This window comes from Salegentibacter flavus, assembly GCF_900115145.1.
Classification (GTDB): Bacteria; Bacteroidota; Bacteroidia; order Flavobacteriales; family Flavobacteriaceae; genus Salegentibacter; species Salegentibacter flavus.
Genome location: NZ_FOVL01000002.1, coordinates 109,525 through 135,160, shown reverse-complemented (window position 1 = coordinate 135,160; position 25,636 = coordinate 109,525). Strand labels below are relative to the sequence as shown.

Annotated in this window: 22 protein-coding genes; 7 read left to right on the top strand and 15 right to left on the bottom strand. The window is 42.8% G+C overall.

What is annotated here, in order from left to right; translation table 11 throughout:
* Positions 1 to 2: 2 nt before the first annotated feature.
* Positions 3 to 776: a hypothetical protein gene (locus BM266_RS02820; RefSeq protein WP_093405608.1), complete on the top strand. Its 774-nt coding sequence runs from the start codon at positions 3 to 5 to the stop codon at positions 774 to 776.
* A 131-nt stretch (positions 777 to 907) separates the two neighbouring features.
* On the opposite strand, the gene recQ is transcribed toward BM266_RS02820, so the two are convergent.
* The gene (recQ, locus tag BM266_RS02815; protein ID WP_093405606.1) at positions 908 to 3,106 is read right to left on the bottom strand and encodes a DNA helicase RecQ; all 2,199 of its coding nucleotides are present in this window, start codon (positions 3,104 to 3,106) and stop codon (positions 908 to 910) included.
* Positions 3,107 to 3,188: 82 nt separating this feature from the next.
* Here recQ and BM266_RS02810 point away from each other — a divergent pair, with 82 nt between their 5' ends.
* The 4 genes from BM266_RS02810 to lptB all read left to right on the top strand — a co-directional run bounded on the left by BM266_RS02810 (position 3,189) and on the right by lptB (position 6,215).
* Positions 3,189 to 4,154, top strand: a complete 966-nt coding sequence (locus tag BM266_RS02810) for a KpsF/GutQ family sugar-phosphate isomerase (RefSeq protein WP_093405603.1) — start codon at positions 3,189 to 3,191, stop codon at positions 4,152 to 4,154.
* Positions 4,154 to 4,993: a twin-arginine translocase subunit TatC gene (gene tatC / locus BM266_RS02805; protein ID WP_093405602.1), complete on the top strand. Its 840-nt coding sequence runs from the start codon at positions 4,154 to 4,156 to the stop codon at positions 4,991 to 4,993. The genes BM266_RS02810 and tatC overlap by 1 nt, the downstream gene beginning before the upstream one ends.
* The gene (locus tag BM266_RS02800) at positions 4,983 to 5,333 is read left to right on the top strand and encodes a carboxymuconolactone decarboxylase family protein (RefSeq protein WP_093405600.1); all 351 of its coding nucleotides are present in this window, start codon (positions 4,983 to 4,985) and stop codon (positions 5,331 to 5,333) included. Before tatC ends, BM266_RS02800 begins: the two co-directional genes overlap by 11 nt.
* Positions 5,334 to 5,474: 141 nt before the next feature.
* Positions 5,475 to 6,215, top strand: coding sequence for an LPS export ABC transporter ATP-binding protein (gene lptB / locus BM266_RS02795; protein ID WP_093405598.1), 741 nt, complete (start codon positions 5,475 to 5,477; stop codon positions 6,213 to 6,215).
* A gap of 16 nt (positions 6,216 to 6,231) precedes the next feature.
* On the opposite strand, the gene BM266_RS02790 is transcribed toward lptB, so the two are convergent.
* On the bottom strand, positions 6,232 to 6,990 hold the full coding sequence (locus BM266_RS02790) for a CDP-alcohol phosphatidyltransferase family protein (RefSeq protein ID WP_093405596.1): 759 nt from the start codon (positions 6,988 to 6,990) through the stop codon (positions 6,232 to 6,234).
* Here BM266_RS02790 and BM266_RS02785 point away from each other — a divergent pair.
* Both BM266_RS02785 and lnt read left to right on the top strand, forming a co-directional pair.
* A complete protein-coding gene (locus BM266_RS02785; RefSeq protein ID WP_139220583.1) occupies positions 6,980 to 7,237 on the top strand; it encodes a hypothetical protein in 258 nt (85 codons plus the stop codon). The two genes, BM266_RS02790 and BM266_RS02785, sit on opposite strands and share 11 nt — an antisense overlap.
* Positions 7,234 to 8,832 (top strand): apolipoprotein N-acyltransferase, encoded by a 1,599-nt coding sequence (gene lnt, locus BM266_RS02780; protein WP_093405591.1) that lies wholly within the window; start codon positions 7,234 to 7,236, stop codon positions 8,830 to 8,832. The genes BM266_RS02785 and lnt overlap by 4 nt, the downstream gene beginning before the upstream one ends.
* Before the next feature lie 409 nt (positions 8,833 to 9,241).
* Here the strand turns inward: lnt and BM266_RS02775 are convergent, their stop codons facing one another.
* The 13 genes from BM266_RS02775 to BM266_RS02715 all read right to left on the bottom strand — a co-directional run bounded on the left by BM266_RS02775 (position 9,242) and on the right by BM266_RS02715 (position 25,582).
* On the bottom strand, positions 9,242 to 11,809 hold the full coding sequence (locus tag BM266_RS02775; RefSeq protein WP_093405588.1) for a hypothetical protein: 2,568 nt from the start codon (positions 11,807 to 11,809) through the stop codon (positions 9,242 to 9,244).
* A gap of 13 nt (positions 11,810 to 11,822) precedes the next feature.
* Positions 11,823 to 12,344: a DUF4402 domain-containing protein gene (locus BM266_RS02770; RefSeq protein ID WP_093405587.1), complete on the bottom strand. Its 522-nt coding sequence runs from the start codon at positions 12,342 to 12,344 to the stop codon at positions 11,823 to 11,825.
* Between the two features lie 4 nt (positions 12,345 to 12,348).
* Positions 12,349 to 15,135 carry a T9SS type A sorting domain-containing protein gene (locus BM266_RS02765; RefSeq protein ID WP_093405584.1) on the bottom strand — a complete coding sequence of 929 codons (2,787 nt, stop codon included), beginning with the start codon at positions 15,133 to 15,135 and terminating at the stop codon, positions 12,349 to 12,351.
* Between the two features lie 6 nt (positions 15,136 to 15,141).
* Positions 15,142 to 15,963, bottom strand: coding sequence for a fimbrial biogenesis chaperone (locus BM266_RS02760; RefSeq protein WP_093405582.1), 822 nt, complete (start codon positions 15,961 to 15,963; stop codon positions 15,142 to 15,144).
* Between the two features lie 84 nt (positions 15,964 to 16,047).
* Positions 16,048 to 16,542: a DUF4402 domain-containing protein gene (locus tag BM266_RS02755; RefSeq protein ID WP_093405580.1), complete on the bottom strand. Its 495-nt coding sequence runs from the start codon at positions 16,540 to 16,542 to the stop codon at positions 16,048 to 16,050.
* 82 nt (positions 16,543 to 16,624) lie between these two features.
* Positions 16,625 to 17,110: a DUF4402 domain-containing protein gene (locus BM266_RS02750; protein WP_093405577.1), complete on the bottom strand. Its 486-nt coding sequence runs from the start codon at positions 17,108 to 17,110 to the stop codon at positions 16,625 to 16,627.
* Positions 17,111 to 17,303: 193 nt separating this feature from the next.
* Positions 17,304 to 17,810 (bottom strand): DUF4402 domain-containing protein, encoded by a 507-nt coding sequence (locus tag BM266_RS02745; protein ID WP_093405574.1) that lies wholly within the window; start codon positions 17,808 to 17,810, stop codon positions 17,304 to 17,306.
* Positions 17,811 to 18,093: 283 nt separating this feature from the next.
* Positions 18,094 to 19,491 (bottom strand): sugar transferase, encoded by a 1,398-nt coding sequence (locus tag BM266_RS02740; RefSeq protein ID WP_093405572.1) that lies wholly within the window; start codon positions 19,489 to 19,491, stop codon positions 18,094 to 18,096.
* 417 nt (positions 19,492 to 19,908) lie between these two features.
* Positions 19,909 to 20,928, bottom strand: a complete 1,020-nt coding sequence (locus BM266_RS02735; protein WP_093405569.1) for a glycosyltransferase family 4 protein — start codon at positions 20,926 to 20,928, stop codon at positions 19,909 to 19,911.
* 156 nt (positions 20,929 to 21,084) lie between these two features.
* Positions 21,085 to 22,098, bottom strand: coding sequence for a glycosyltransferase family 4 protein (locus BM266_RS02730; protein ID WP_093405568.1), 1,014 nt, complete (start codon positions 22,096 to 22,098; stop codon positions 21,085 to 21,087).
* Positions 22,055 to 23,416: an O-antigen ligase family protein gene (locus BM266_RS02725; protein ID WP_093405565.1), complete on the bottom strand. Its 1,362-nt coding sequence runs from the start codon at positions 23,414 to 23,416 to the stop codon at positions 22,055 to 22,057. Before BM266_RS02725 ends, BM266_RS02730 begins: the two co-directional genes overlap by 44 nt.
* Positions 23,416 to 24,660, bottom strand: a complete 1,245-nt coding sequence (locus tag BM266_RS02720; RefSeq protein WP_175494743.1) for a glycosyltransferase — start codon at positions 24,658 to 24,660, stop codon at positions 23,416 to 23,418. Before BM266_RS02720 ends, BM266_RS02725 begins: the two co-directional genes overlap by 1 nt.
* A gap of 745 nt (positions 24,661 to 25,405) precedes the next feature.
* Entirely contained in the window at positions 25,406 to 25,582 is a 177-nt protein-coding gene (locus BM266_RS02715) for a four helix bundle protein (RefSeq protein ID WP_175494742.1), read from the bottom strand.
* Between the last annotated feature and the right edge of the window lie 54 nt (positions 25,583 to 25,636).

Genomic DNA, 25,636 nt, shown 5'->3' with positions numbered 1-25,636 from the left:
AAATGTTTAAAATAAATCACTTAGCTTTATTTTTATCGCTGTTCCTGGTATTGTCTTCCTGTACAACTGATAATACCGACGATGAAAACAAGATCGATAAAACTGCGAACCTGCAGGGCCTGGGTGATTCGGCCAATGATTTGCTTAGTGACGTGCGATATACTTCCATGAATATTGAAATCGCTTATGTTACTGGTTATGCGCCCTCCCAGGAAGCCATTGCAAAATTTAAAAGTTTTCTTCAGGACAGAGTTTACAAACCAGATGGAATTCAAATAAACCAGCGGGCCGTGGAATCTTCAGGCAAAGCTCCTTTCGATATTGAAGAAATCGCCGCTATAGAAAAAGATATCCGCAGTCTTTATAATGTAGGAGACGAGATTGCCGTATTTATTTATTTTGCTGATGGTAGCAGCGAAAAAGACGAAGATAATCGTTTTGTCCTGGGTTCATCATTTAGAAATACTTCGATGGTGGTCTACGGAGAAACCATAAAAAACTTCGCCAACCGCCCAAACGCCCCATCTAAAGCCGATATTGAAGCGGCCACCCTAAATCACGAATTCGGACATCTTTTCGGACTTGTAGACCTGGGCACTGAGCCGCAATCAGATCATAAAGATGAAGAATATGCCGGGCATTGCAATGTTTCAGGATGCCTGATGCAGGCTTCCATAGAATTTGGTAGCGGAATTGTTGATGTTATTGACGGCGGAAACATTCCCGGTCTTGATGATCAATGCATCTTCGATCTTCAAAAGAACGGAGGCAAGTAGTTCTCGGTTGTCAGTCCCGATAGCTTTCGGAATCAGTTCTATTTCTCAGTTTTCTTCCCTGGAATTTAAATCCAATTTACCAATCAATAAATCCCGATTTAACGAACCAACAGATCACGAATTTACCAAACCTAATTTGCCACCTCACTAATAAACTTGATACGGTATAACCTTAATTCTTCATCATCATACTCCCCGTCAAATTCTTCTATCGCAGCATCTATTTTGTCTGTTTCAGCATCGATAAAATATTCGTGTAATTCCTCCTGCTGATCCTCATCCAGGATATCATCTACCCAGTAATTGATATTGAGTTTGGTGCCACTATAAACTATAGCTTCCATCTCCTTGATAAATTCAGGCATTGTCATTCCCTTGGCTGAAGCGATATCATCAAGAGGTAATTTTCTGTCTACATTCTGAATGATATATAGTTTAAGGGCAGATTTGGCACCGGTAGATTTCACCACCAGATCGTCTGGCCTGATAATCTCATTTTCTTCCACATACTTGCCGATGAGATCAACAAACTCCTTTCCGTACTTTTTAGCCTTGCCTTCACCAACCCCATAAATATTGTTAAGCTCTTCCATAGTGACAGGATATTTCAAAGCCATATCTTCAAGAGAAGGATCCTGAAAAACAACAAAGGGAGGGACTTCCAGTCTTTTTGCTACCTGCTTGCGAAGATCCTTCAATATTTTAACCAGGGTTTTGTCTACACCTCCACCGGTGGATTGAGCGTTAACAGTAACTCCTTCCGTAGTACTGTCAAAAATATGGTCTTCGGTCATCATAAAAGACTGAGGATCTTCGAGATATTTCTTGCCTTTATCGGTGATTTTTATCACTCCGTAGGTTTCGATATCTTTCTTGAGGAAACCGGCTACCAATACCTGTCTTATCAGGGCCATCCAGTATTTTCCGTCACGGCTTTTACCCTTTCCAAAAAGTGGATGTTCATTGGTTTTATGTGATAAGATCAATGCATTGGATTTCCCGATAAGGGTTTTAACCACTTCTTTAGCCTTGTATAGTTCCTTAGTCTCTTTTACAGTTTTCAGCAAAAGTTCCACCTCTTCCTTAGCCTCGTGTTTTTTCTTGGGATATCTAACGTTATCATCCATTGAAGCACCTTCCCCGGTTTCCCCGTCAAATGACTCCCCAAAATAATGGAGGATAAATTTACGCCTGGAAATAGAAGTCTCGGCATAAGCTACTACTTCCTGTAAAAGAGCGTGTCCTATTTCCTGTTCGGCCACAGGCTTCCCACTCATAAACTTCTCGAGCTTCTCAATATCTTTATAAGAATAGAAAGCCAGGCAATGCCCTTCGCCACCATCACGGCCGGCTCTGCCGGTTTCCTGGTAATAACTTTCTATACTCTTAGGGATGTCGTGATGTATCACAAAACGCACATCGGGTTTATCGATTCCCATCCCGAAAGCTATGGTAGCCACTACCACATCTATATCTTCCATCAGGAACATATCCTGGTGCCTGGAGCGGGTCTTAGCATCCAGCCCAGCATGATAAGGCACGGCTTTTATACCATTTACCTGAAGAGTCTGTGCCAGCTCTTCCACCTTCTTTCGACTTAAACAATAAATGATTCCCGATTTACCTTCGTTCTGTTTAACAAAACGAATAATATCAGAATTGACATTTTTTGTCTTTGGTCTTACCTCGTAATACAGGTTAGGCCGGTTAAAACTCGCCTTAAAGGCTTTGGCATCGGGAATACCCAGATTTTTAAGAATATCTTCCTGTACCTTTGGCGTCGCAGTGGCAGTAAGTGCAATTATAGGAATGTTATCTCCTATTCGTTGAATAATCTGCCTGAGGTTACGATACTCCGGTCTGAAATCATGACCCCACTCACTAATACAGTGAGCTTCGTCTATGGCCATAAAAGAGATCTTCTGCTTTTTGAGAAAATCTACATGATCTGCCTTGGTAAGCGATTCGGGAGCTACATATAATAATTTTGTTACCCCGTTGGCAATATCCTCTTTTACCTGCCTAACTTCCGTTTTGTTCAGGGAGGAATTTAAAACATGGGCAACGCCATGTTCCGAGGAAATTCCGCGAATAGCATCTACCTGGTTTTTCATTAAAGCGATAAGGGGCGAAACCACAATTGCAGTTCCTTCTTCAATCAACGCAGGGAGTTGGTAACATAGGGATTTCCCTCCTCCGGTAGGCATTACCACAAAGGTATTGTTTCCTTTTACAATACTGGTAATCACCTCTTCCTGAAGCCCTTTGAACTGGCTGAATCCAAAGTACTTCTTTAGCTGTTGGTGTAAATCAATTTCCTTCAAACTCATTCAATTGTGTTACAATTTTACATACATTTGCAAACTAAAGATACATATTTCTTTAAACCCACAATTCATAATTTTATCTAATTTGAAACTCCAGGAGAAAATTCTTATTGCTGCCCGAGAAACCATTTCCATTGAAGCCAAAGCGATTGCAAATTTAGAACATCTTATTGATAACGAGTTCGTTGAGGCGGTAGAGAAAATTTACAATTCCAAAGGAAGAGTGGTGGTTACCGGAATAGGAAAAAGTGCCATAATTGCCAGTAAGATCGTAGCAACTTTAAATTCTACCGGTACCCCAGCAATTTTTATGCATGCAGCCGACGCGATTCACGGCGATCTGGGGAATATTCAAAAAGACGATGTGGTGATTTGTATCTCCAAGAGTGGAAACAGCCCCGAGATCAAGGTCCTGGTTCCCTTTATAAAAGACTTTAAAAACCCCCTTATCGGAATTACTGGCGATAAAAATTCATTTCTGGGCAAGGAAGCAGATTTCGTCCTTAACTCTTATGTAGAAAAGGAAGCCTGTCCCAATAACCTGGCGCCTACCACCAGCACCACTGCACAAATGGTATTGGGCGATGCCCTGGCAATCGCTCTGGTTAATCTGAAAGGGTTTTCCCGAAAAGACTTTGCCAAATATCATCCGGGAGGCTCCCTTGGCAAGAAACTCTACCTGCGGGTAAGCGATATAACAGCCCAGAACCAGAAACCAATAGTATCACCTGATACTTCGGTTACCGATGCTATAATAGAAATTTCAGAAAAAATGCTGGGTGTTACTGCAGTGCTTGAAAACGATAAGATCATTGGGATAATTACCGATGGCGATATAAGGCGAATGCTGAAAAAAAGTACCGATTTCAAAGATCTTACCGCCAGAGATATCATGAGCGTCAATCCAAAAACCATTAATCAGGACACACTTGCCGTAGAGGCCCTGGATATGCTGGAAGAGAACAAGATCTCCCAGCTTCTGGCCGTAGAAAACGGAAATTATGCAGGTGTTGTCCATATTCACAACCTTATTAGAGAAGGTATTTTATAATGAAACAACTAGGCACACCCCAGGATGAAATGTCTTTCTTAGACCATTTAGAAGACCTGCGATGGCACCTTATTCGTGCTACCCTTGCTGTGGTAATTGCAGGAAGTATCGCATTTCTGGCCAAGGGGTTTATTTTCGATATCTTGCTTTTTGGCCCCAGTAGAGGGAATTTCTTTTCATACGATATTCTTTGCCGTATTTCCACTGCCCTGGGAATAGACGGAGGTTTTTGTTTTGACGAAATGCCCTTCCGCATCCAGAGCAGAACTATGGGCGGACAGTTCTCTGCTCACATCTGGACTTCGATCACGGCAGGGTTTATCATAGCTTTCCCTTACGTGATTTATGAATTCTGGAAATTCGTGGCTCCTGCCATGCATAACAACGAACGCAAATATGCCAAAGGCTTTATTTTTATATCCTCCCTATTGTTCTTTATCGGAGTGATCTTTGGATATTATGTGGTAACTCCGCTTTCCATTAATTTCCTCGGAAAATACCAGGTTAGCGAAACTGTGTTTAACGATTTTGACCTCAGCAGTTATATTGGCCTGGTAAGGGCCTCTGTGCTGGCAAGTGGACTCATCTTTGAATTACCCATCCTGATCTATTTTCTTACCCGAATAGGACTGGTAACCCCCGCTTTTCTAAAGAAATACAGAAAATACGCATTGGTGCTGGTATTGATCCTTTCAGCCATAATCACTCCTCCGGATATTGTGAGCCAGATTATCGTAGCTATCCCGGTGCTTGTTCTTTATGAGGTAAGTATCCTGATCTCAAAGGTGATTTATAAACAGGAACAACGGAAATTAAAAAGACAAGGCTATGAGCAATAAAGTAGAAGAGTTTAATGAGTACCGTGCTCAGATGAACGATAAGATCCTCGGCGAAAATAACAAGGTTCTGAAAAGGATCTTCAATCTTGATACCAACGCATTCAGCGAAGGCGCACTCGATAAAAAAACAAAAGAGCTTCTCGGGCTGGTGGCTTCACTGGTGCTAAGATGCGACGACTGTGTGAAATACCACCTTGAAAGCAGCTACAAAGCACAATTAAGCCGCGAAGAGGTTATGGAAACCCTGAGTATTGGCACTCTTGTAGGTGGTACGATTGTAATACCTCACCTCCGCAGGGCTTTTGAATACTGGGAAGAACTGGAAAAAGTGAAAGAATAGGCTTGGTATAATTAATGTATCTTAGTGCACTAAATTTGCAGAATGAAACCAGCATGCTTCTGGACCCAAAAATGGCAACACACAGGAGTAGGGTTATAAGCCTGTGCCTATTGCCAAATCCTGGTTAAAAAATATAAACAGATGAAATTACGCGCTGAAAACTTAGTAAAGAAATACAAAGGCAAGGCAGTTGTTAAAGGCATCTCTATCGAGGTTAATCAGGGAGAGATCGTTGGGCTTCTTGGTCCTAACGGGGCCGGAAAAACAACCTCTTTCTACATGATCGTGGGGCTTATAAAACCCAATGGCGGGCAGATCTTCCTTGACAAGACAAATATCACTAAGTACCCAATGTATAAACGGGCACAGCACGGTATAGGCTACCTCGCTCAGGAAGCTTCAGTTTTCAGAAAGTTAAGCATTGAAGATAACATTATGAGCGTGCTGGAACTTACCGATTTTTCCAAAAAAGAACGCCACCAGAAGATGGAATCCCTCATTGAGGAATTCGGACTAAGTCATATCCGGAAAAACCGGGGAGACCTTTTAAGTGGTGGAGAACGCAGGCGTACCGAGATTGCACGAGCCCTGGCTACCAATCCTAATTTTATTCTGCTTGATGAACCTTTTGCCGGAGTTGATCCAGTTGCGGTAGAAGATATTCAGCGCATCGTGGCTCAGTTAAAGAACAAAAATATTGGGATATTGATTACCGATCATAATGTGCAGGAAACCCTCGCCATTACCGACCGCACTTATCTTATGTTTGAAGGTAGCATCCTGAAACACGGAAGTCCCGAAGAACTCGCCGAAGATGAAATGGTTAGAAAAGTATATCTCGGAAAGAATTTCGAGCTTCGGAAGAAAAAGATCTTCGATTAATTTTAGTCATTCCAAACTAAACCTCCTCCTTTGCCGGTACCAATACCGACAGCAATACATAACTCACAATAATGAGCGGTATGGCAATAAACCTGAAAATCACAATCAGTACCAGGCACAATAACAAAAAGAAATAACGCAGCTTATTATCGGCAAAAGTCCAATTGCTGAATTTAAGTCCGAAGAGTTTGATCTCTGCATTTAGCAAATAACAGCTCAGCAAGGTTAATGCGATAAGGAACCATTCGTTCAGTAATAAGGAGGATACCATTTCTCCGGGTTGAAAAGTAAGAATTAAAGGCAAGCTCAATATCAACATTGCGTTGGCCGGAGTTGGAAGTCCTATAAAAGAATCGGTTTGGCGATTGTCTACATTGAATTTCGCCAGCCTGAAAGCCGAGGCGAGGGTGATAAACAAGCCGATAAGCGCCAGAGTATTAAAATTCCATTCCCACCAGGTTCCCTGGATACTCCATTCGTTGGTGGAGGCCGCTCCCGGATTAGGAAGTGCCTTGCTAAGCATATGGAACATCACAATTCCCGGCACTACCCCGCTGGTAACCACATCGGCCAGGGAATCCAGTTGCAGCCCTACCTCGCTTTTCACATCGAGTACTCTGGCAGCAAGTCCGTCGAAAAAATCAAAGAAAACTCCCGCGGCTACGAATACAGCCGCCATAATTAAATTTCCCTGTACGGCAAAGATCACCGCTATGGTTCCGCTTAAGAGATTCAGGTGAGTAATGAAATTAGGGACGTATCTTTTGATGGCCATTGGTTTAGTTTTTGGTAAAAATACTAAAAATCAAGAACCTCAGGGAAAGCATACAAAGTATGCATTGAAAATTTACTTTGGTCAATATAGGCAAGCCTTGGAGTATTCAAATCTCGATTATCGAGTTAATTTTAGAAGTTCAGCAGTACTTAAAATTTTCAAAAACGGGGTTCAGCAGGATTTTTCTTTAAGCCGACTAAAAAACAAGCCGCAGTTTCCTATTTTTGAAAAGAATATCAAAATATGAAGAATTTTCTATACGCCCTTCTCTCCGGGATCTTACTTGCACTGGCCTGGCCTACCTACGGTTTTCCGCTGCTGCTGTTTTTCGCTTTTGTTCCCCTGCTCTATGCGGAATTCAAGCTGCGGAATTTCTCTAAGCGATTAACAGGCTGGAAGGTTTTCGTACTTGCCTACCTGAGTTTCTTTATCTGGAACCTGTTCACCACTTATTGGCTTTATTTTAGCACAGCCTTTGGAGGTGCTTTCGCCGTCCTGGTGAATTCGCTGCTTATGGCGCTGGTTTTTATGCTTTACCACGTAGTTGCCAAACGTACCGGATTTGGAGCGGCAGCAACTTTCCTGGTGAGCATCTGGATGGTCTTTGAAAAACTTCATCTCGAATGGGAGTTTTCCTGGCCCTGGCTTAACCTCGGGAATGCCTTTTCAGAATATCATAACTGGGTGCAATGGTACGAATACACCGGTACTTTTGGAGGGACACTCTGGGTTTGGCTGGTGAATATTGCTGTTTTTAAAGCCGTGATACTATACCGCGAGTTTAAAGATAAAGCGGTTATTTACCGCGGAATTTTTAAAACCGCCATTTACATTCTCCTCCCTCTGGGGGTTTCCTGGATAATCCTGGCCAATTACAAACCTGAAGGGGAACCGCTGGAAGTAGTGATTCTGCAGCCCAATATTGATCCATACACCGAAAAATATAACGTCAATGATACCAGAATAGGAGAACTTCTTCTGGATCTTGCTGAAGAAAAGACCACAGAAAACACCAGACTCCTGGTGGCCCCTGAAACTGTTTTTGCCGACGGCACTGTCCTTCCTGATTTTGAAAAATCGGAAGCTGCTTTTTTCAGCAGACAAATACTTAACAGGTATCCCAACATCAATTTTTTAAGCGGAATTTCCTTTTATGAACGCTTCAGCGACCCTAACAAGGTTAGGGAACAAAGCAATTATCTGGGCCCGAACGACTGGTACGACGATTATAATTCGGCATTTATGATGAATAGTACCGACTCCACCCAGCTTTATCATAAATCCAAACTGGTGGTGGGTGTCGAGAATTTCCCTTATCAGGAAGTTCTGAAACCCATCCTGGGCGATATTATGATAGACCTCGGCGGAACAGTCGCGATGAAAACCACCCAGGAGGAACGCTCAGTCTTCGAAATGGAGAACGGGAAAGCTGCAGCAGCCGCACCGATTATCTGCTATGAATCTGTTTATGGTGACTATGTAACCGGTTATATTAGAAATGGCGCGGGATTCCTGAGTATTATTACCAATGATGCCTGGTGGGGGAATACCCAGGGACATAAACAACATCTCAGTTACGCGAAACTAAGGGCCATAGAAACCAGAAAAGATGTGGTAAGAAGTGCCAACACGGGGATTTCAGCATTTATAGATCAGAAAGGGAATATCGTAAAGAGCCTGGGCTACGAGAAGCAAGGCAGTATTAAATCGGAGATCCTGGTGAACAACAAACAGACTTTCTACGTCCAATACGGCGACTATCTGGCAAGAATAGCTCAGTTTCTGGCTTTGTTTGTCTTTTTATTTGCTATGGTGAAATACCAGAGGAATAGACCGTCTTAGAATGGCGTTAATTCGTTAATTGGTTAATTCGGGATTAGATACCCGATTCAAGCACAAACCTTGACTTCGAGCCTGCCTGCCTGCATAGGCAGGTGGTTTTTATGCAATGATAGCGGAATAAAAAGCTGTATCGAGAAGTGTTGGGAATTCGTACTATTAAGGGTTCTCGATACAAACTCAACTTGCTCCGCCACTAATGCACGAATGATTTTCACCGTCAATTTTTCTGATTAGTAGAGACCTCTTCGCTGGCTTCGCGCATGACTTCACGGCTTTGCGTGGACCTCGGATTTAAGATTGGAAAATCAATCGAAAAATGACAACGAAAAAAAATCACGTTAAACATTGAACATTAAACAGTATAATTTAAAAATCTACCGCCTAAAAACTAAAGACTAACGACTACAGCCTACCGACTACTAAGAACAAATTCCAGCGTATCCACAATATCCCCATATTCATCGATCTTTATTTCAAAGGGAATAGCCTCGGGTTCCGAAATGTAACCTAGGTTTTCAAGTTGCTCCCGATCGATCTCAGCGGTATATTTTCCGGGTTTTAATCCGAGGTAGGTGAAATAACCATCGCCTTCGCTGAGAATCCTGGCGGCTTTATTTCCGTCTTCATCGAAAATATTTATGATTATCCTGCCTTGTCCACGAAGACCATTATCATCAACGTAAACCATACCTCCCACTTCTCCCATCACCTCTACCGGCACATGGATCTCCTGAAAATGGTTAGGCACGGTATGCACCTTGATCTTGGGGTTAGAGATCTTCCAGGCGATATTATCCAGACTCACCGGATCAATTTCAATCACCATATCAATATAAGGCTGCAGGTCCCGAATCCTCAAGATGGTTTCGTTTTCATGATAGCTAAGCCTTCCGCTGCGGTTCTTTAACTCCATTCCGGGAACGCCAGGTTCCATAGGATCCCGCTGCCCATTTCCGTTGAAATCCAGAAACGGAATTATAGTTAAGCCCGCCTTAGACATAGCACTTCGGTTACTGGTAAGTATTTGCCCGGTATTGTCATCCAGCATCATACTTCCCCGCGCCGATTGTACAAAAGAGGTATTTCTGTTTCCAATTCTGGAGGTAAGAGAAGTCTGAGCGAAATCCAACGCATAGCGAAAACCGACCTCAAAAATATGAGCGTCCCTCAAAAAATTATTTTCATAAGCCAGATTCAGGAATCCTTTTTCAAAGATAGGTCGCTCCAGTTCCAGGATGAGGTTATTAAATTGCGACCGACTGTAATCATACTGTACCTGTGGAGAAAAAAGAAATCGGTTTGGCAATCTGTAGGTTTGGGAAAGTGAGCTGTAAATAGTTGGCTCCTTTACCCTGTCGTTATAGATTCCGTAGGTTGTAAAATTGGTGCTCACCCCAAATACTGCTCCTGAAAGTAGCATTTGCGCGGTAGTGAACTCTGTGGTAGGCATAATGATCTGGTTGAGGCTGAACCTCCCGAACATAGAGAAATTGTTCCCTCTAATTGGGGTAGACAAACTTATTTTTCTTTCTTCCAGGTAATTAAAGTTAATCGCCGTCTGGTTTTCATCATATTTTATATAATTAAGATCTACCTGAAGGTTTTGAGGCGAGCGGTAACTCAACACCCCTTCTCCTTTCACCCCGTACATATACTCCCCGGAGAACAAGAGCCCGGAAGCAATTCGCACGGAAGAATTCACAAAAGGCATCACCTCGCCACTGGTCACTTCAGAAAGATATTCCACCCCACCCCCAAGGGTGATGGCGTTGCTTATTCCGTAATTAAGGTTGAAACGCGAAAAGCGCTGCCATTCTTCATTTTCAACAATTCCGGCGCTCAGGGTGTATTCTACCTCGTTCTTCGGAACAAAATTATAAGGAATATTGATCACTCTTTCCTCAACCCGTTCCTCTCCCCAGGGGCCGTAAAAACGCAGACTCACCGCGGTATTTCCATACATAAGTGGTACTTCAAAGGAATAGAAGCCCGAAGCATCGGCCTGGGTGAAATCTATAAGTACATTGTTCACATAGAGCTCCACCGTCCAGCGAGGCTCGGTATAATCGTTAAGCTGATAAGTACCGAAAGACCTCCGGTTTTGCATAGGGCTGTTGCTCACCTGCACCCCGCTAACCGGTGCAAACAGAGAAGAGGTGGCCCGGGTGAAAATCCGCCCCACACTTACTTGTTTGAACAACCGGCTATCATTATTTACATAGCGCCACTGGTAAAACTGATTTCGGGAATTAAAAGGCACTCTGGAAGAGTAATTCAGCATTAAATTGGTCTCTCCCCCGAGGAACATCGTACCCAGTCCCAGACTAAGTCTGTTATCATTTTCAAAATCACTCTGCTGGGTGGTCACCACGCCCCAGTCCAGGGTTCCAGGTTTAAAAAACGGATATCTTCTCGCGATAGTAGTATCGGGTTCCACTACTCCCCGCACGCGGTTAAGGCTCTCCCGCATCTTTTTGAGACGCATTTCTTTGATCACCGGCAATTCCAACTCAGTATCGAGTTCTACGGAAAGGCTTCGAAAAGAAAACTGAGTGTCGAGTCCGAAAACATCTCCGAAGTAATTCGATTTGAGGTAATTCCCCATCGGGGTTTCGATAAAGTCTGAAGCTTCCAGCTCGTATTCCTCATCTTTAAACTGAATATAATTATCCTGAAAATTTATGCTGTAGGTGGAATCCGGATGAACGATAAAGCCCGTAATCCCTTCAGCAGTCACCTCATTTTTTATCTTCAGGAAATCGAATAATTCCTGAACCGGTAAATACGCATCCTGGCCCTTAATGGCAATCGGAATCTCAACTGTCCCCAATCGCGGTACACTCATTTCTACATTGAGTTCATCATATTCCGGGAAAGTTTCCTGCCCGCTTAATGTTGAAGAAAACAGGAGAAAAATAAAAATCTGAAGATGAAATCGTTTTAGCTTTAAAATAAAGTCCGAAGTAATTCTATTCATCGATAATGGGAGCTTATTGATGGATAAAATTTAAAGTGAAAGTACCATTATAAGTTCCCGGCAGGCTTCCTGAATTATCGGCAGGAATTTGTAAAGTACCGCCCACAAAAACTTCATTGGGAGTCTCGGCATTTGGTGCCTGAGTCACAAAAGTACGTTGACCGGTGCTAAAACTATTGATGAAAAGTAGAATCTCTGCTCCGCTACTTTGATTAACAAGAATATATGAACTTGAATCCTGAATTTGGATAATTGTTCCTGGGTTGGCGTAAACATCGAATAAAGCGGCAGAAACAGGTTGTCCAAAATTAAGCTCAAAAATATCACCATCTATTGTTCGTTGGTCGTCATAACTAACAGTCACATTCCCACCAGCAATGCCCGCAACAAAGGAACCGAAATTCAGGTTTTTTGAAGTTCTTACTTCAACTTGAATAGGTATTGGCGGATTCTCCTGGGCGCTAAGCTGCTGAAAAACACCAAAACTCAATAACCAAATGAGAAACCCGATAGTTTTAAGTCTGCTTTTTTCCATAGCCTTATTTCCTGATTAATACTTTCTTGGTGTAACGCTTCCCGTCTTTCTCCAGGATCACAAAATACACCCCTGAGCTGCTTATCCCGTCAAAACTCACCTGCTCTTTCCCTCTACCTGCTTTGGTTTCCAACAATTGGCCGGTTACCGTGCTCAATCTTAACACACCTTCTTTTTCTTCCTCAAGATTAAGTTCCACCTGCATTTTTCCATCGCTGCTGAAGACACTAAAGAATTCATCGTCTAAATCTTCTTTTGTTAATATGGATTCATTGCTAAAAAGCAGTTCAAACCTGGAATTGTTCTCACCTTTTTTCACTTCAAAACTGTAAGCTTGCTTTCTCAGATCAACTGTTTTATTTTTCTCCTTATCCTTCAGAAAGACAGCAAAATCATAGGGTAGGTTTTCGAAATCTTTAAGGCTGATGCTCATAGTCCCTCCCTTTTCTGTAGTTATTCCAAGAGGTATAGTCTCTTTCTTATCTTCCGGCCGGGCCACCGCATTAATGGAAAGCTGTTGCCTGTCCGGACTCAGACTGTACAGATTGGGAACATTCACATCGGTATTCATCAGTTTATGGGCGTCCAGCTGATTTTCAAAATCCTGGCTCGCCTGATTTTCAAAGTAGATAACCATTCCGTCTTTACCACTTTCTCCTTTAAAGGAGGCATCGAGTCGAATCAAAGATTTCGGTGCAGGCTCTTGGTTTCGGTAAAACTCTTGGGTGAAATTATTTACCCTGGTTGTATTATTGATCCCCAGGGTACCGGTAACGGGATAAGTATCGGTATCAGAATCGCTTACTTTAACAAAAAAGCCCTGCATAGAAGGGATGATGCTCGTGGCACTCCCTCCATTTTGGGCAACTCCGTTTACGAAGGATTCGTAAGTCCCTGTATAACGGTTATCAATGCCTGCGGTGAAGAAATGTATCTGATCATCGATATTTGTCTTGGTCCATCCGGAAGCATTCCAGTCTATAGGCGAAGGATAGGGGTTGCCAACAAGATGAAATCCTTTGGTGTACTCTCCGTTATTATTTTCCAAAACCTGGCTGTAATCTCCGTTATTAACCTCTCCGGTTAGTGAAACTGTAAGCGGGTTGGTTGAAGCACCAAAATTGAGCGCATAGCCTTCCATAACGTTTAGAGCGCCTTCAGCCGTAGTATATGCCTCCCAACCGGTTGCATCGCGAAGCGTATCATTTATATTAATTTTTCGGTTTTCATCGTAACGATAAAAATTAGGGAAAGTCTCCGCCAAATCTATATCGATGAAATCGCCAACTTTGGAAGCGCTAAAAGGAGTAGCAAAATATTTATAACCAAAGGAATTGTCAAGGTAGCGCTGCATAGTGACATTTCCCTGCACCTGTCCCGTTCCTGATCCATCTATAAGGGCAGTTTGGGTAGCGTTGGAGATAAGTGTCAGTAGACCCCCCGTTTCCAGGTTTCCTTCCTCTACCTTAAGCATACCTGTTATTTCAATATTTGCTTCTGAAGTTACCCCAGAGACATTCTTAATTCTTAAATTTTGAACGCGATTATTTTCAAAAGCCGAGGCGGGAATTGTTTGCACTGAACTTCCTTCAAAAGAGATGCTTCCTGCGGATGCATTTAAATTATTATCGTTAGTCAAAGTACCGGCAATTCGCAGCCAGTTATCAGTTACGATTACTGAAGCTCCGGTTTCAATAGTGAGATCATTAGATAAGGCATTGGCTCCTACCTTAATTTCCGGATAATTTTGAAGGCCCGCGGGGATAATCACATCGATTTGCAAATCGGGTATACGCTTACAACTCCAATTTTCTTCATTATTCCAGTTAGTATCAACCTCTCCTGTCCATACTCCGGGTTGTTGTACTACCAGACTCACATTTCGGGAAATAGATATTTTACAGCTGGAATTAGCAGGATCGGTTGGTTTCACGATAAGCCGGTAAAGTTTGCCGCTATCCGTAACTGAAGTGTTTTCCAAAGAATAGATAGGAGAGTCTGTTCCTATGTTAGTCCAATTGGCTTCCCCTATTTTTTCCTGCCATTGGTAATTAACAGATGAATCGGTGATGGGAGCCACACTAAAGGTAGCCGTCTCTCCCTGGCAGACGGTCTGAGAGGAAATATCGCTTAGATCAAAGCAGTTGATCAAGTCAACCAAATCATCGGGAAAACTCTCTTGATTATCTTCATAATCAGCGGTAGAGCCGAAGTCACAGTCTATACCTATATCTGGTGTTCCAGTATAATCCTGCCCGCCGTCACAATTAAAGCTATCAGGCCAACCATTCCCATCTAAACCATCAAAAATATAGATATTGGCTTGATCGATATTCAAAAAAGTGTGGTTAGAACTCCCTTTGGCGATAAACTGGCCATAAATAATTAAATAACTTTCCAGGGAAAGGCTCACCTGGTTATTCACCTCAAAATCTCCGTAAATTATTACGGCTGAGTTATCCCCCATATTGAATCCCTGGGAATTATTGGCCATAGTAACATTCCCCTTCACAACCAGAGTTCCCTGTACATCCAGGTAAGAATTCTTTCCAATTACTAAAGAATTAATTATAACAGTTTGAGCTTCGGGAATCGTGACGGTGCCATTTTCCAGGGTGACATCGCTAGTTTCATCAGGTAAACCGGTTTGAGACCATGATACATTATTCCAGTTTCCCGTTCCCGTTGATTTCCAATCGTTCTGTGAAAAAGAAAGTTGTGCAAAAGAAACTCCCATCACAAGCAAGGTGATTTTCAAAAGCTTATAAAACCGCAGGGAGTTTACTTTCATTATAAATTATTCTAAAGATTTTTCTGCAGTAGCGAGAACGTTTCCTTTTTCTTCTGAATAGCTTATCTTAAGCTTTCCACTTTCAAGATCTACAGTCTCAGCATTTCTTAGCTGAAAGGAAAAGTCTCTAACTGAGTTAGGCGTATACACCGAAATGCCTTTTACCAGCCCGACTTCGGTTTCAATACCATTGGGGGAGATATGGGTAGCGGTTAGATTGCCGTAAACCGACATATTCCCGGAGCGTTTTATTTGAAGGCTGAGTTTTGGTAGTTCAGCCTCAGTATCAAGTTCGATGTTCTCCAGACTTATTTGTGTAGTATTCTTTCCGTTTCTGATGATCACAGGAATACTGATCCCGAATACGGTTTTAATATTGATGGAGATGCCTTCGCTTTCTTCAGCGACTTCTTCACCCAAAGCAGTTTGCTCCTCCACAGCCCTAAAATAAACATGAGAGCGGTATTCGCCCTGTTCCAGATTTCCGGTGCGGGTTAGCTGTACCCTGATAGTTTGCGCCTCATTAGGTCCCAGACTCACCCTTCGCGGAAAATACCTAAGGAAGTCGGTTGCGAAACGCTGACCTTCTTCAGGTTCTTCCACCTGCTCGAAATTCCCGTCCTGAGTCATTTTATAATTCACAAAGGAAATTGCGTATACCGCTGTATCGCTTCCCGTATTGCCCAGGTTGATTTCCTGTGAGCGTTGAGACCCGTCAAAAACCAGGCGTTTAGGCATGATCATAAGATCTCCCTGTGCGTAGGTCGCGAGTCCTGAAAAAATAAAGATGAAAAATAGGAAGAGGGGGTTAAGTAATTTTTTTATCATATCCCTGGGGCTGGATTTTATATTGCACTTTAAGCTTCAAAGGTACTGAATTTAAGCCGAATATGTTAATAAAAGCCTAATGTTTTAGTTATAGGACACCGTCACATTAAAGCCCGAATCATTGGTATAATACCCGGCAGGCTGATTGGCCTCCAGGTTAAGGGTGGCACCAATCTTCAATACATCGATATTTTCTCCAGTGAGCGCTTCTACTGTAAACTGATCGATCACCAGGATCTGGTTAGGATTTTCCTGGTGATAAAGACTAAAAGAGGTTGGCAAGGTGATAGCGTAATTATTGTTCCCGTGGGTCACCACCGCTTCAGCCGGGGCCACGTTCCCGGGGATTGAACTAGAAATTTCTACTCCGTAAGCTACTCTCGAACCATCGGGCGAAAGGATCACAGAACCCGGATTATAAGCCGAGATTACATTCCCGAAATCAAGGTCTACGCTTTTATCTATCTGAATAGGATCTATCACCGTAGCCCTGCTCTCCACCGTCGCGGAAGCCGAAGTCTGGGCCAGGCAAAATTGATGGGCTGAAAGAGTAATAAAAAGAAAAAAGAGTCTTTTCAATTTTATTTTTTTGGTTGACTAGTTAATAATTAAAGCAAAAAACGCCGCCACAGGGGGCGGCGTTTATATATGTCTTTCAATTTTATTCGTAAGAAACAGTTACAGAAACCTGACCTTCATAAGCACCAGGTCCTTGATTTTCATTAACTGTAATAGTAGCACCAACTTTAAACGAATCTGCAGTTGCTCCAGTTAAATCAGTTAAATTGGTTGTTATATCTTTTATTACCATGTCAGGCTCACCTGTCAATGTTAAATTTGTAGAACCGGTTACAACTTTATAAGTTAGCCCCGCTTCCTTTGTAACAGTGAATGTTGGTACTGTAGTATTTATGTTACCTGGAATAGCCATACCTGTAGGCATATTTCTAACGTTGCCAGTAGTAAGCTCTACATCAGTAACTGCAACCGGAGCTGCAATGGTACCAAAATCCAGAGCACTTTCCGAAGAAATGGTTAAAGGTTGAACAATTTCAGCTTTAACAACAGCTGTTCCTTTCACTGAATTCTGAGCAAAAGCACTTCCAGAAATGATAAAAGCCAGTAGGATAAAAGTAATTTTTTTCATGTTGTATATTTTAATTTGATTTGGGTTCAAATGATTTAACGGTGCAAAGATGGGGGAAAACCCCTATCGGAAACTAATTTATTCGATAAGACAAATAAATACTCGTTGAAATGCACTTTTACCCAAAAATCTCTAAAAACTACAACGTTATAGCTGAATTTGTTGAGGAATTTTTAATAGAAATAAGGAAAGACTAATTATAATTTACCGTCACCTGAAGGTCGGCAACCGAGTTATATACTCCGGGTTCCTGGTTGGGATTAACAAAAAGACTGGCACCTACCTTAAGCATGGCGGGGCCATCCCCAAGCAGACTCTGATCAAGCTCGGCCGTGAAATCCTGGATTGCCATGGCTTCTCCCCCGTTGCGGAGTTCATAGCTGCCCTGGGGCAGACTGATATTAAAAGAATATCCCTGTTGCCCTGTTACCATAAAAGTAGCCGCTGAGACATTTGCCGCCTCTTCAAGTTCGAGTCCGCCGGTAGCAACCCTGGTATTATCGGGCTTTAAAATGACCGTACCTCCGTTGCGGGCATCGATATTAGCGAAGTTCATATCAGAAGTTGTGGTGATCCCTATGGGTTCTATGATAGTGACTGAAGCCTTGAAATTAGCCGTAGCTGAGGCTTGAGCAAAGCAGGCACCCCCGGCCAAAAGGAGGATAAGAATAGTTAGTATTTTTAGGTAGTTTGTTTTCATAGCCGTAAATCATAGGGGCAACTTATTCTTTATTAAAGTTAATAAGATTCATTATATTAAACGACAAAATACCAATATATTCGATGAAATGCATAAATATTTAACCCGGGTTGTCCTTAATCCTTTTGAAATTAAACAAAGTATGATTTGAAAATAGAATTTAAAGTTCTAATTATCAGGAATACAACTGTCAAAAATCAGATGAAGAGGAACTCTGCGATCCCAGAAAGTTAAAGCGCTAAGAGTTTCGGTTGAAGCTAGCGTCTATAGACTACAGACTAATTCACTGTCCCCTGTAGAAAATTACCGTACTAAGGGTTTTCAGCAAAATATTAAGATCCAGGAAGATTCCGCGGTGTTTGATATAGTAAAGGTCATACTGAAGTTTCAACAAGCTATCGGTATGACAGGTACCATAGTCGGCCATTACTTGTGCCCAGCCGGTTAGTCCGGGTTTGATTACGTGGCGGGTATCATAAAAGGGAATACTATCGGAAAGCTCCCTGACAAAGACCGGTCTTTCGGGCCTGGGTCCAATGAGGCTCATCTCCCCTTTAAGCACATTATAGAACTGCGGGATTTCATCTATCCGGGAGCGGCGCAAAAATTTTCCAAAGCGGGTTACGCGGCAATCATTCTTTTCAGCATACCTGGGACCGTTAGGTTCGGCATCCCTGGTCATCGTGCGTAATTTCAGGATGCTAAACACCTTCCCATTCTTCCCCACCCGCTCCTGCCGGTAAAACAAGGAGCCTCGGTTTGCCAGGAGATTCCCGATCAAAATAAAAGGAAGGATAAGTGTTCCGAAGATGAGTCCGAGCAGAGAAATCAGCATATCTAAAACACGAAAAACCAATAAATAAAATTTATTCTGATTGCTGCGGCTAAAAGGAAAATACCGGTAGAAGTGCTTATCAACGTGTTCCACAGGAATTCGGCGGGTCACCTCCTCATAAACCTGGATGTAATCCCTGATAGGAAATCCGGTTTTTAAGAGTTCGTTAAGTTGAGTATACAGACTGAGCATTAGCCCTTTTTGATATCCGCTGGCCACTACTATTTCATTGATATGATGTGCCCTGATAGTATCTGAAAGTTTATCGACCTCAAACCTCAACAAGCCACTCTCGTCAAGATCATGGTTGCCCCTATGATCGGTATTTACGAAACCCACCACCATATAATTGGGATCAGATTTCTGAAGGGAATCGGCGATAAGTCGGATATCGAAGGAGTCTCCCACCACCAGCACCCGCTTGTAAAACCGGGGCGTTGAGATCAGGTTGATATATAGAAGACGCCATAAAAGCATAGGTAGGGCAATGGCCAGGAAGAAAAATAGAATCTGCAGTCGGTTTTCAGGAAGCACTGGGGTAAGATAGGGAGTGAGCATAAAGAACAGCACCGTTAAAGCTGTACTTAGCAACACATTCTGCAGACTGGCATCCCACTGACTCGCTTTCCGGAGGTCGTAGAGTTCAAAAACCGTATTGAAAATATTGAAATAAAGCACAAAGACCAGGGTCCAGGTCCAGGTGTCGGAGGTGACGCGGAAGTAGTCGAAATTAAAAATGATCCCTACCAGGCTGAGGCTCAGCAAAACACAAAAGTTGTCGAACAACCGAAGCAGGACCTTGCGCTCGGAAATTTCAAAATGAAATAGCGGACGTTGTTCCGACATATTCTAGCTTGGTTATGAGGCTAAGATATAATTTTTTTGAGTTCTGTGGCTGTTGATTCTTAGAAGTTGGGCCCGGTTGTGAGTTCTCGGTTTTCTGTTTTCGGTTTCTGTAGTATTTTAGGAAAAAAAGGGTTCACGCAAAGTTTGAAAAATAGAGCCTATCAGGATGACGGTGAGAACATTGAACGGGAAACGGAAAACAGTCTTGCCTCGCTCCGTCGGAATGACACAAGCCCCATTTCACTTGTCATTTCGACCAACGGGAGAAATCCCATCCGAGTGAGCAACTATGTTCTCCCCTTTCAAAAAAAGACTAAAACTGAGAACAGAGAACCCAGAACCGACACCAAACCCCAAACAATAAACCATAAACTTTTCAAACCTAGGACTATCCACCCAGAACCGAGAACAGAGAACTCACAACTGAAGTTCCAACAATTCAATCCAATCATTCTTCACAACTTCCCAGTCAAAAGCCTCCACCTTTTCCCGGGCGGCAAAGCTGATCCTTTGAGCCTCTTCAGGCTTTTCCAGCAGGAAGTTAATCTGGTTCAGCATGGCGTTAACATCCCGGGGTGAAACCAGCAGACCTGTTTTGCCATTGTCTATGAGAAAAGGCATTCCTCCTACGTTAGTGGAAACAACGGGAAGTCCCAGGGCCATGGCTTCGATCACGCTTACAGGGGTGTTGTCTATATCGGTGGTGTTGAGGAATATATCGTAGTCGCTTGAAAGCTTTATCCATTCCTCTTTGGTTAACAGTCCGGGGAAATCTACGGGGAGGTTTTTCTCCCGGGCATAGGCCTGACATTCTTCAAAAGATTCATCCTTTTGCGGACCTACCATACAAAGTTTGACTTCCGGATGATCTTTTAGCAAGTCTTCCAGCACTTTTAAGGCCAAAAGCGGATTGTAAATCTCTGCGAAGGAGCGAACCCACAATAGACGTGGCCGATGCTTTTCACGGAGCTTGAATTTATAATCCTCCAGCCGCACCGGGTTAGGGATAAATCGGGTGTTGTTTACTCCGGCCTGCTGCAGAATTTCCTGCATATAGGAAGAGGGACAGATATTAAGCAGGGCATTTTTAAAGAGTTTCCCGGTAATTTCAGAATGGGTTTTGAGCCTTTTATCCAGGTCTCCCCCGTGAAGCAACAGGATATAATCCAGGGAAAGCATGTTGCATAATTGGACGCAAAGGACCGCATACCAAAAGTTACGGGTGCTGTAGGTATCGATCAGCACTGCATCGGTGCTTTTGTGGTGCCGGATAATTGTAGTAAGCATCTCGCTTAGCCGGAGCAGCTGGTTTTTCTTTGAAGAGGCGGTATGAACTGTAAAACCTTCGGCTCTCAAAAGCGGTGCAAGGATATCGATGGAAGTGGGCGTCCCTCCCCGGGCTCTGAGTTCATTGCCTATGTAAACCAGGTTTTTCATTTTTAAGATTCAAGATTCCAGAATTAAGGTTCAAGGTTAAAAACTACAAGCCCCAACAATAAATTACAAACATTTTAAATCTAGGTTTCACGCTAAGACCGCACATAGTTTTTACTTTTTCTTTTTTTCCACTCTCCACTTTCCACCGTCTAAAGACTAAATAAGTACCCTGTTCCATTCGCTTTTCACCTTCTCCCAGTCGAAGTTTTCGACTTTCTCCCGGGCCTTTTGGCACATCGCTGCTGTTTTCTCCTGATCTGCGATCAGATTCTCCAGGGCACCCGCCATTGCCGGGGCATCATTTTCGGGAACCAGGATTCCATCTTCTCCATCCTTCACCAGAATGGGCATTCCGCCTACATCGGTGGAGACGACCCCAAGGCCCAGGCTCATCGCCTCGATCACGCTGATCGGGGTATTATCTATGGTAGTGGTATTGATAAAGAAGTCGTAGTCTTGTGAGAGTTTTGCCCACTTCTTTTTTGGAAGTTTGCCGGGAAATTTCACTTTTAAATTATGTTTTTTTGCGAAGTTTTTACATAGTTTCATACTGCCATCCTTATCGGGACCTACCATACACATTTCGGCATCAGGGTGTTTTTTCTGAAGCAGCTTCAGCACCTGCAGTGCCATCAAAGGGTTATAGCGTTTCTGAAACCTGCGCACCCAAAGCAATTTCGGTCCGAATTTCCGGCGCTCTTTAAAGGGATAGTTCTTCAGCTGGATAGCATTGGGGATGAGCTTTATATTTTCAAAGCCTTCCGCCTTAAAAATATCATAGAGAAAACGGGAAGGCGCGATATTGACCTTCGCCTTTCCGAAGAGACTTTTGCTATAAGACCGGGAGCCAATTAGACGCTCCGGGAGGTTTCCCCCGTGGAGGATAGGGATATAATCCAGCTTATAGGACTGGCAGGTTTTGGCCACCAGGTAGGCGTAATAGAAATTCATAGCCCCGTAGGTGTCGATGAGAACCACATCGGTTTTTTTATGATAGCGCATGATCAGCCCCAGCATCTCCAGCAGCCTAAAGGCCTTGTTATTGCGGGTAGAGGCAGTTTTCACCTTGTAGCCCTCCCTTCGCAGCACTTTGCTGAAGAAAGAGATATAAGTTGCCGTAAAGCTGTTAACGCGTAAGTCGTTTCCTATGTACAGGATCCTTTTTTTCATCTACTATATATAATAAAGCCAGGCCATAAACAAAAGCCGGCAGGGCTATCCGCATAGCCGAGTGGTTTATGGTGAGAAACCAAAAGGCTAAGAACGCCAAAAAATAATAATTGTTCTTGAACTTGGTCCAGAAAATTATTGGCATTAGCAAAAGTATGAATAATGCGACCATTCCAAGAAGCCCATGTTCCGATAACATGCGGCTGATCTCATTATGGGTATTAATCTCTATTCCCAAATTTTCTTCCCGGTATTCCCGACCTTTCCCTACACCAATTCCTGTAATGGGATAATTCACAAAGGCATGTAATTCTGTAGTTACCAATTCCACCCTCCCGGTAGTGATATCATCCTTTAACTGCCCGGCCGCATCTTTATTGCTATAACGGTTCCCTAACAGTCCTCCGGTTTGAACCATAGAGAATAACCAGATCAATAAAGTTGCCCCTCCCAAAAGAATGATCTTGAAATTCAGGCGACTCTGTTCCCGGGCACCCTTCTTGTAATAAAGGATGATGATAAAAGCGATAATACAAACGATAGCGGTAAAGACCCCACCCCGGGAAAAGGTGATCAGGGCCCGATAGCCCATCATTCCCAGGAGAACCAGATCGATAATATTTATTAGTTTATGCTTAATAGTAAAGATCCGGGTTGCGATCAAAAAAGCTCCAAAACCGAACACAGTAGATATCTGGTTTGGTCCAAAACCCCCGGTGGCAGCATAATTCCCGGAAAGGCTTATACTAACATCCTGCATACTGGGAGTATATAAATAAAGGTAGAACATCTGTGCTATAATAGGCAATAGCAGCATTGAGATTACTCTTTGAAAGTCTTCCTGTTTTATCTTTTTATAATAACAATAAAGGGCTGTTACTCCCAGGGCAACGGGACCACTGAGATTAAAGGCGATTAGTTTACGGAATTCCCCCTGATAACTTATAGTCATTGAAGCAACAACTATCCCGGGGATAAGAATAAGTAGATAAGTCCAATAGGGTATAGTACGGGAAGAGGTGCCTTTAAAGAACATTCCTATCACCAGAAAGACGATCACCATATATTTCCCGGTCTCGTAAAATACCATTCCCCCGGTTTGGCGAAAGAAGACCTCCGCCCCTGCGATATAAGCCGCGGCCATCAGGGCTTCATTGTTCCTATTCTCCTTTGTAATTATAAGAAAAAGAAAATAGGCAAGAATTCCGAAAAGTAATAGAGAAGCTATCGGCTCATAAATATAAATAAGGAATGCCATCCCCAGGTGAAGGAGGAGCAGTTCTATATAGTTGAATTTATATCTACTTGTTCCGGCCATTATTTCCGTTTCAAGTTAGCATAAAATTTCAAGAAAAGGGGCAGGACCGCTTCCCGGGAATAAGCTTTTTTAATCCTCTTTTGCAGGGCAAGTGCATCCATATTTCTTTTTTCGGAATCATAATAATATCCCTTTATCGCCTCTGCCAGGGCCAGAGCATCCCCGGGTGGCACCAGCAGTACAGCATCCCCGGTCACCTCCCTGCACTGCCCCACCTCGGTGGCTACCACAGGCAAGCCCGCCATGCCATATTCCAGCAGGACCAGAGGCAGACCCTCCGAGCGGGAACTCAGTAGTCCCAAATCGGCCTGTTGTAGAAGGCCTGATACCTCCGGAAGCCCTCCATAATAAAAGACATTCTTCATATCAGCGACTTTTCCCAGGATCTTCTTTGACCAGGTCGTGCCCGGATTCGCTCCAATAAGATGCAGACTGATCTCCTCCCCTTGCAGTTTTTCAAAGGCAGCAAGCAGGTTCAAATGATCCTTTTGTGGACGGAGGTTAGCTACACAGACTATCTTAAAATCGGTGGACTTTCCTTTTAATTTTATTTTGGACCCCTTATTTTCTGAAGGAATAATAAAATTATTAAGTTGTTTTACCATCCGGGCTTTCAGCTCCTTTTCCGCCCAGAACTTCAGATCATTATTCACGGAAATAATCCCATCAAAATACCGGGACAAAGCTTTTAGGAATTTTGTGTCCCGCCGGTCCAGCTGTTCCGACTCCCCGTAGTGATCATGCCAAACCAGCTTTATTTTCAAACCCGAAATCTTCAGCAATACCCCCCAGAACCAGGAAGTGCCATGCGCATGCACCAGATCAATCTGTTCTCTTTTTACAAATGCCCTCAGCTTCCAAAAAGCCTGCAGGTCGAGACTGTGTTTTTTGTTTAGAAATAGATATCCTACTTCCTCATGCAATTCCTCTTTCAACATACCTTCCTCCCTCGTACAACATAAACACGAAGCTTCCACCTCTCCCACCAGCGAATTCGCCAGGTTCACCGCCATTCTTTCCGATCCACCCGGATTTAAAGTATCGACAATCTGAAGAACTCGGAGATGTTTGGAGTTTGGTGTTTGGTGTTTGGTGTTGTCTGTTGTCGGTTCTGAGTTGTGAGTTGTCGGTTGTGGGTTGTGGGTTATGGGTTGTGGGTTGTCTGTTGTGGGCCTGCCCGCCGAAGCCTTAGCGGAGGCGGGTTGTTGATTGGGGGTTTTTAGTTGTGAATTATTAGTTGCCAATGATGGGAGGTCTGTTTTTTTTACTTTGGAATACTTTGATATTTTGACTGGACCGAGCGAAGCGAAATCTTTATCCCGTGTGTAAGTGTAGCCCATCGGCACCGTGAAAAATTTTTGAAACCCTGGAAAAAATTTAGGTGCTGATGGGCGATTTTTTGGCCCTGTTGCCAAAAAAACACCTCTACATAGGGCGCCCTTTTTTGTTTCGTTTTTTTGGCGAGCAAAAAATGAAAGGATAAGCAATTCCAGAAAAGCCGAATATTCCCTCATAGAAAATTTAAAGAAAATTATAATTATATAAGCCCAATTGCCACAACTCCAAATCCTCAAAATGCTCAACCTTTGCCATACCTAAATATTTATAATTACACTGAATTTTGAACTTTGAATGTTGATCAATGAACATTCTGCAGCATCTGGATTTCATATTTTAGTTAACCGTTTAAAGTTTAAGGTTCAACGTCTGGATCAATTTCAATAAGACCATCTAAAATAAACCTTATCCCTTTAATATAAATTCAAAGCTTAAATTGCTTAGCCATTTTTAAATTGGTTTCAAAAGGTCCTCAGTTTCGAATTCGGGACCCGTAGGTGGAAAAAGCGTTAGAAAAAAATGCTGCACGCCCTTCTAGAATATCCGGACCTCCATGAATCATCGAAATAACTCGAGAAAACTATAACATCCCGGGCTGTTTTCATTTTTTTTAGCTTTTTTCACCGTAACGGGTGAACAAGAAAATGAAGACTAGATTTTTTGGTTCTTTTTCATCAATGGAAAAAGAACAGGCAACCTATCCATTTGATCTCTTAATTTATATCTTTTCCCAAGAGATGTACTTATAAAAAGCTCCTCTACATCCTTACAAATCTCCCTTCCCAACTGCCATACCTCCAGGTCCTCAAAATGTTCAACCTTAGCCATAATCTACATATTTACAAATTCTACACTGAATTTATAAAATTATATCAGACCACA

Coding starts and splice junctions, on each gene's coding strand:
- BM266_RS02820 (WP_093405608.1), top strand. CDS start 3: ATGTTTAAAATAAATCACTTAGCTTTATTTTTATCGCTGTTCCTGGTA.
- recQ (WP_093405606.1), bottom strand. CDS start 3,106: ATGAGTTTGAAGGAAATTGATTTACACCAACAGCTAAAGAAGTACTTT.
- tatC (WP_093405602.1), top strand. CDS start 4,154: ATGAAACAACTAGGCACACCCCAGGATGAAATGTCTTTCTTAGACCAT.
- BM266_RS02800 (WP_093405600.1), top strand. CDS start 4,983: ATGAGCAATAAAGTAGAAGAGTTTAATGAGTACCGTGCTCAGATGAAC.
- lptB (WP_093405598.1), top strand. CDS start 5,475: ATGAAATTACGCGCTGAAAACTTAGTAAAGAAATACAAAGGCAAGGCA.
- BM266_RS02790 (WP_093405596.1), bottom strand. CDS start 6,990: ATGGCCATCAAAAGATACGTCCCTAATTTCATTACTCACCTGAATCTC.
- lnt (WP_093405591.1), top strand. CDS start 7,234: ATGAAGAATTTTCTATACGCCCTTCTCTCCGGGATCTTACTTGCACTG.
- BM266_RS02775 (WP_093405588.1), bottom strand. CDS start 11,809: ATGAATAGAATTACTTCGGACTTTATTTTAAAGCTAAAACGATTTCAT.
- BM266_RS02770 (WP_093405587.1), bottom strand. CDS start 12,344: ATGGAAAAAAGCAGACTTAAAACTATCGGGTTTCTCATTTGGTTATTG.
- BM266_RS02765 (WP_093405584.1), bottom strand. CDS start 15,135: ATGAAAGTAAACTCCCTGCGGTTTTATAAGCTTTTGAAAATCACCTTG.
- BM266_RS02760 (WP_093405582.1), bottom strand. CDS start 15,963: ATGATAAAAAAATTACTTAACCCCCTCTTCCTATTTTTCATCTTTATT.
- BM266_RS02750 (WP_093405577.1), bottom strand. CDS start 17,110: ATGAAAAAAATTACTTTTATCCTACTGGCTTTTATCATTTCTGGAAGT.
- BM266_RS02745 (WP_093405574.1), bottom strand. CDS start 17,810: ATGAAAACAAACTACCTAAAAATACTAACTATTCTTATCCTCCTTTTG.
- BM266_RS02740 (WP_093405572.1), bottom strand. CDS start 19,491: ATGTCGGAACAACGTCCGCTATTTCATTTTGAAATTTCCGAGCGCAAG.
- BM266_RS02735 (WP_093405569.1), bottom strand. CDS start 20,928: ATGAAAAACCTGGTTTACATAGGCAATGAACTCAGAGCCCGGGGAGGG.
- BM266_RS02730 (WP_093405568.1), bottom strand. CDS start 22,098: ATGAAAAAAAGGATCCTGTACATAGGAAACGACTTACGCGTTAACAGC.
- BM266_RS02725 (WP_093405565.1), bottom strand. CDS start 23,416: ATGGCCGGAACAAGTAGATATAAATTCAACTATATAGAACTGCTCCTC.
- BM266_RS02715 (WP_175494742.1), bottom strand. CDS start 25,582: ATGGCTAAGGTTGAACATTTTGAGGACCTGGAGGTATGGCAGTTGGGA.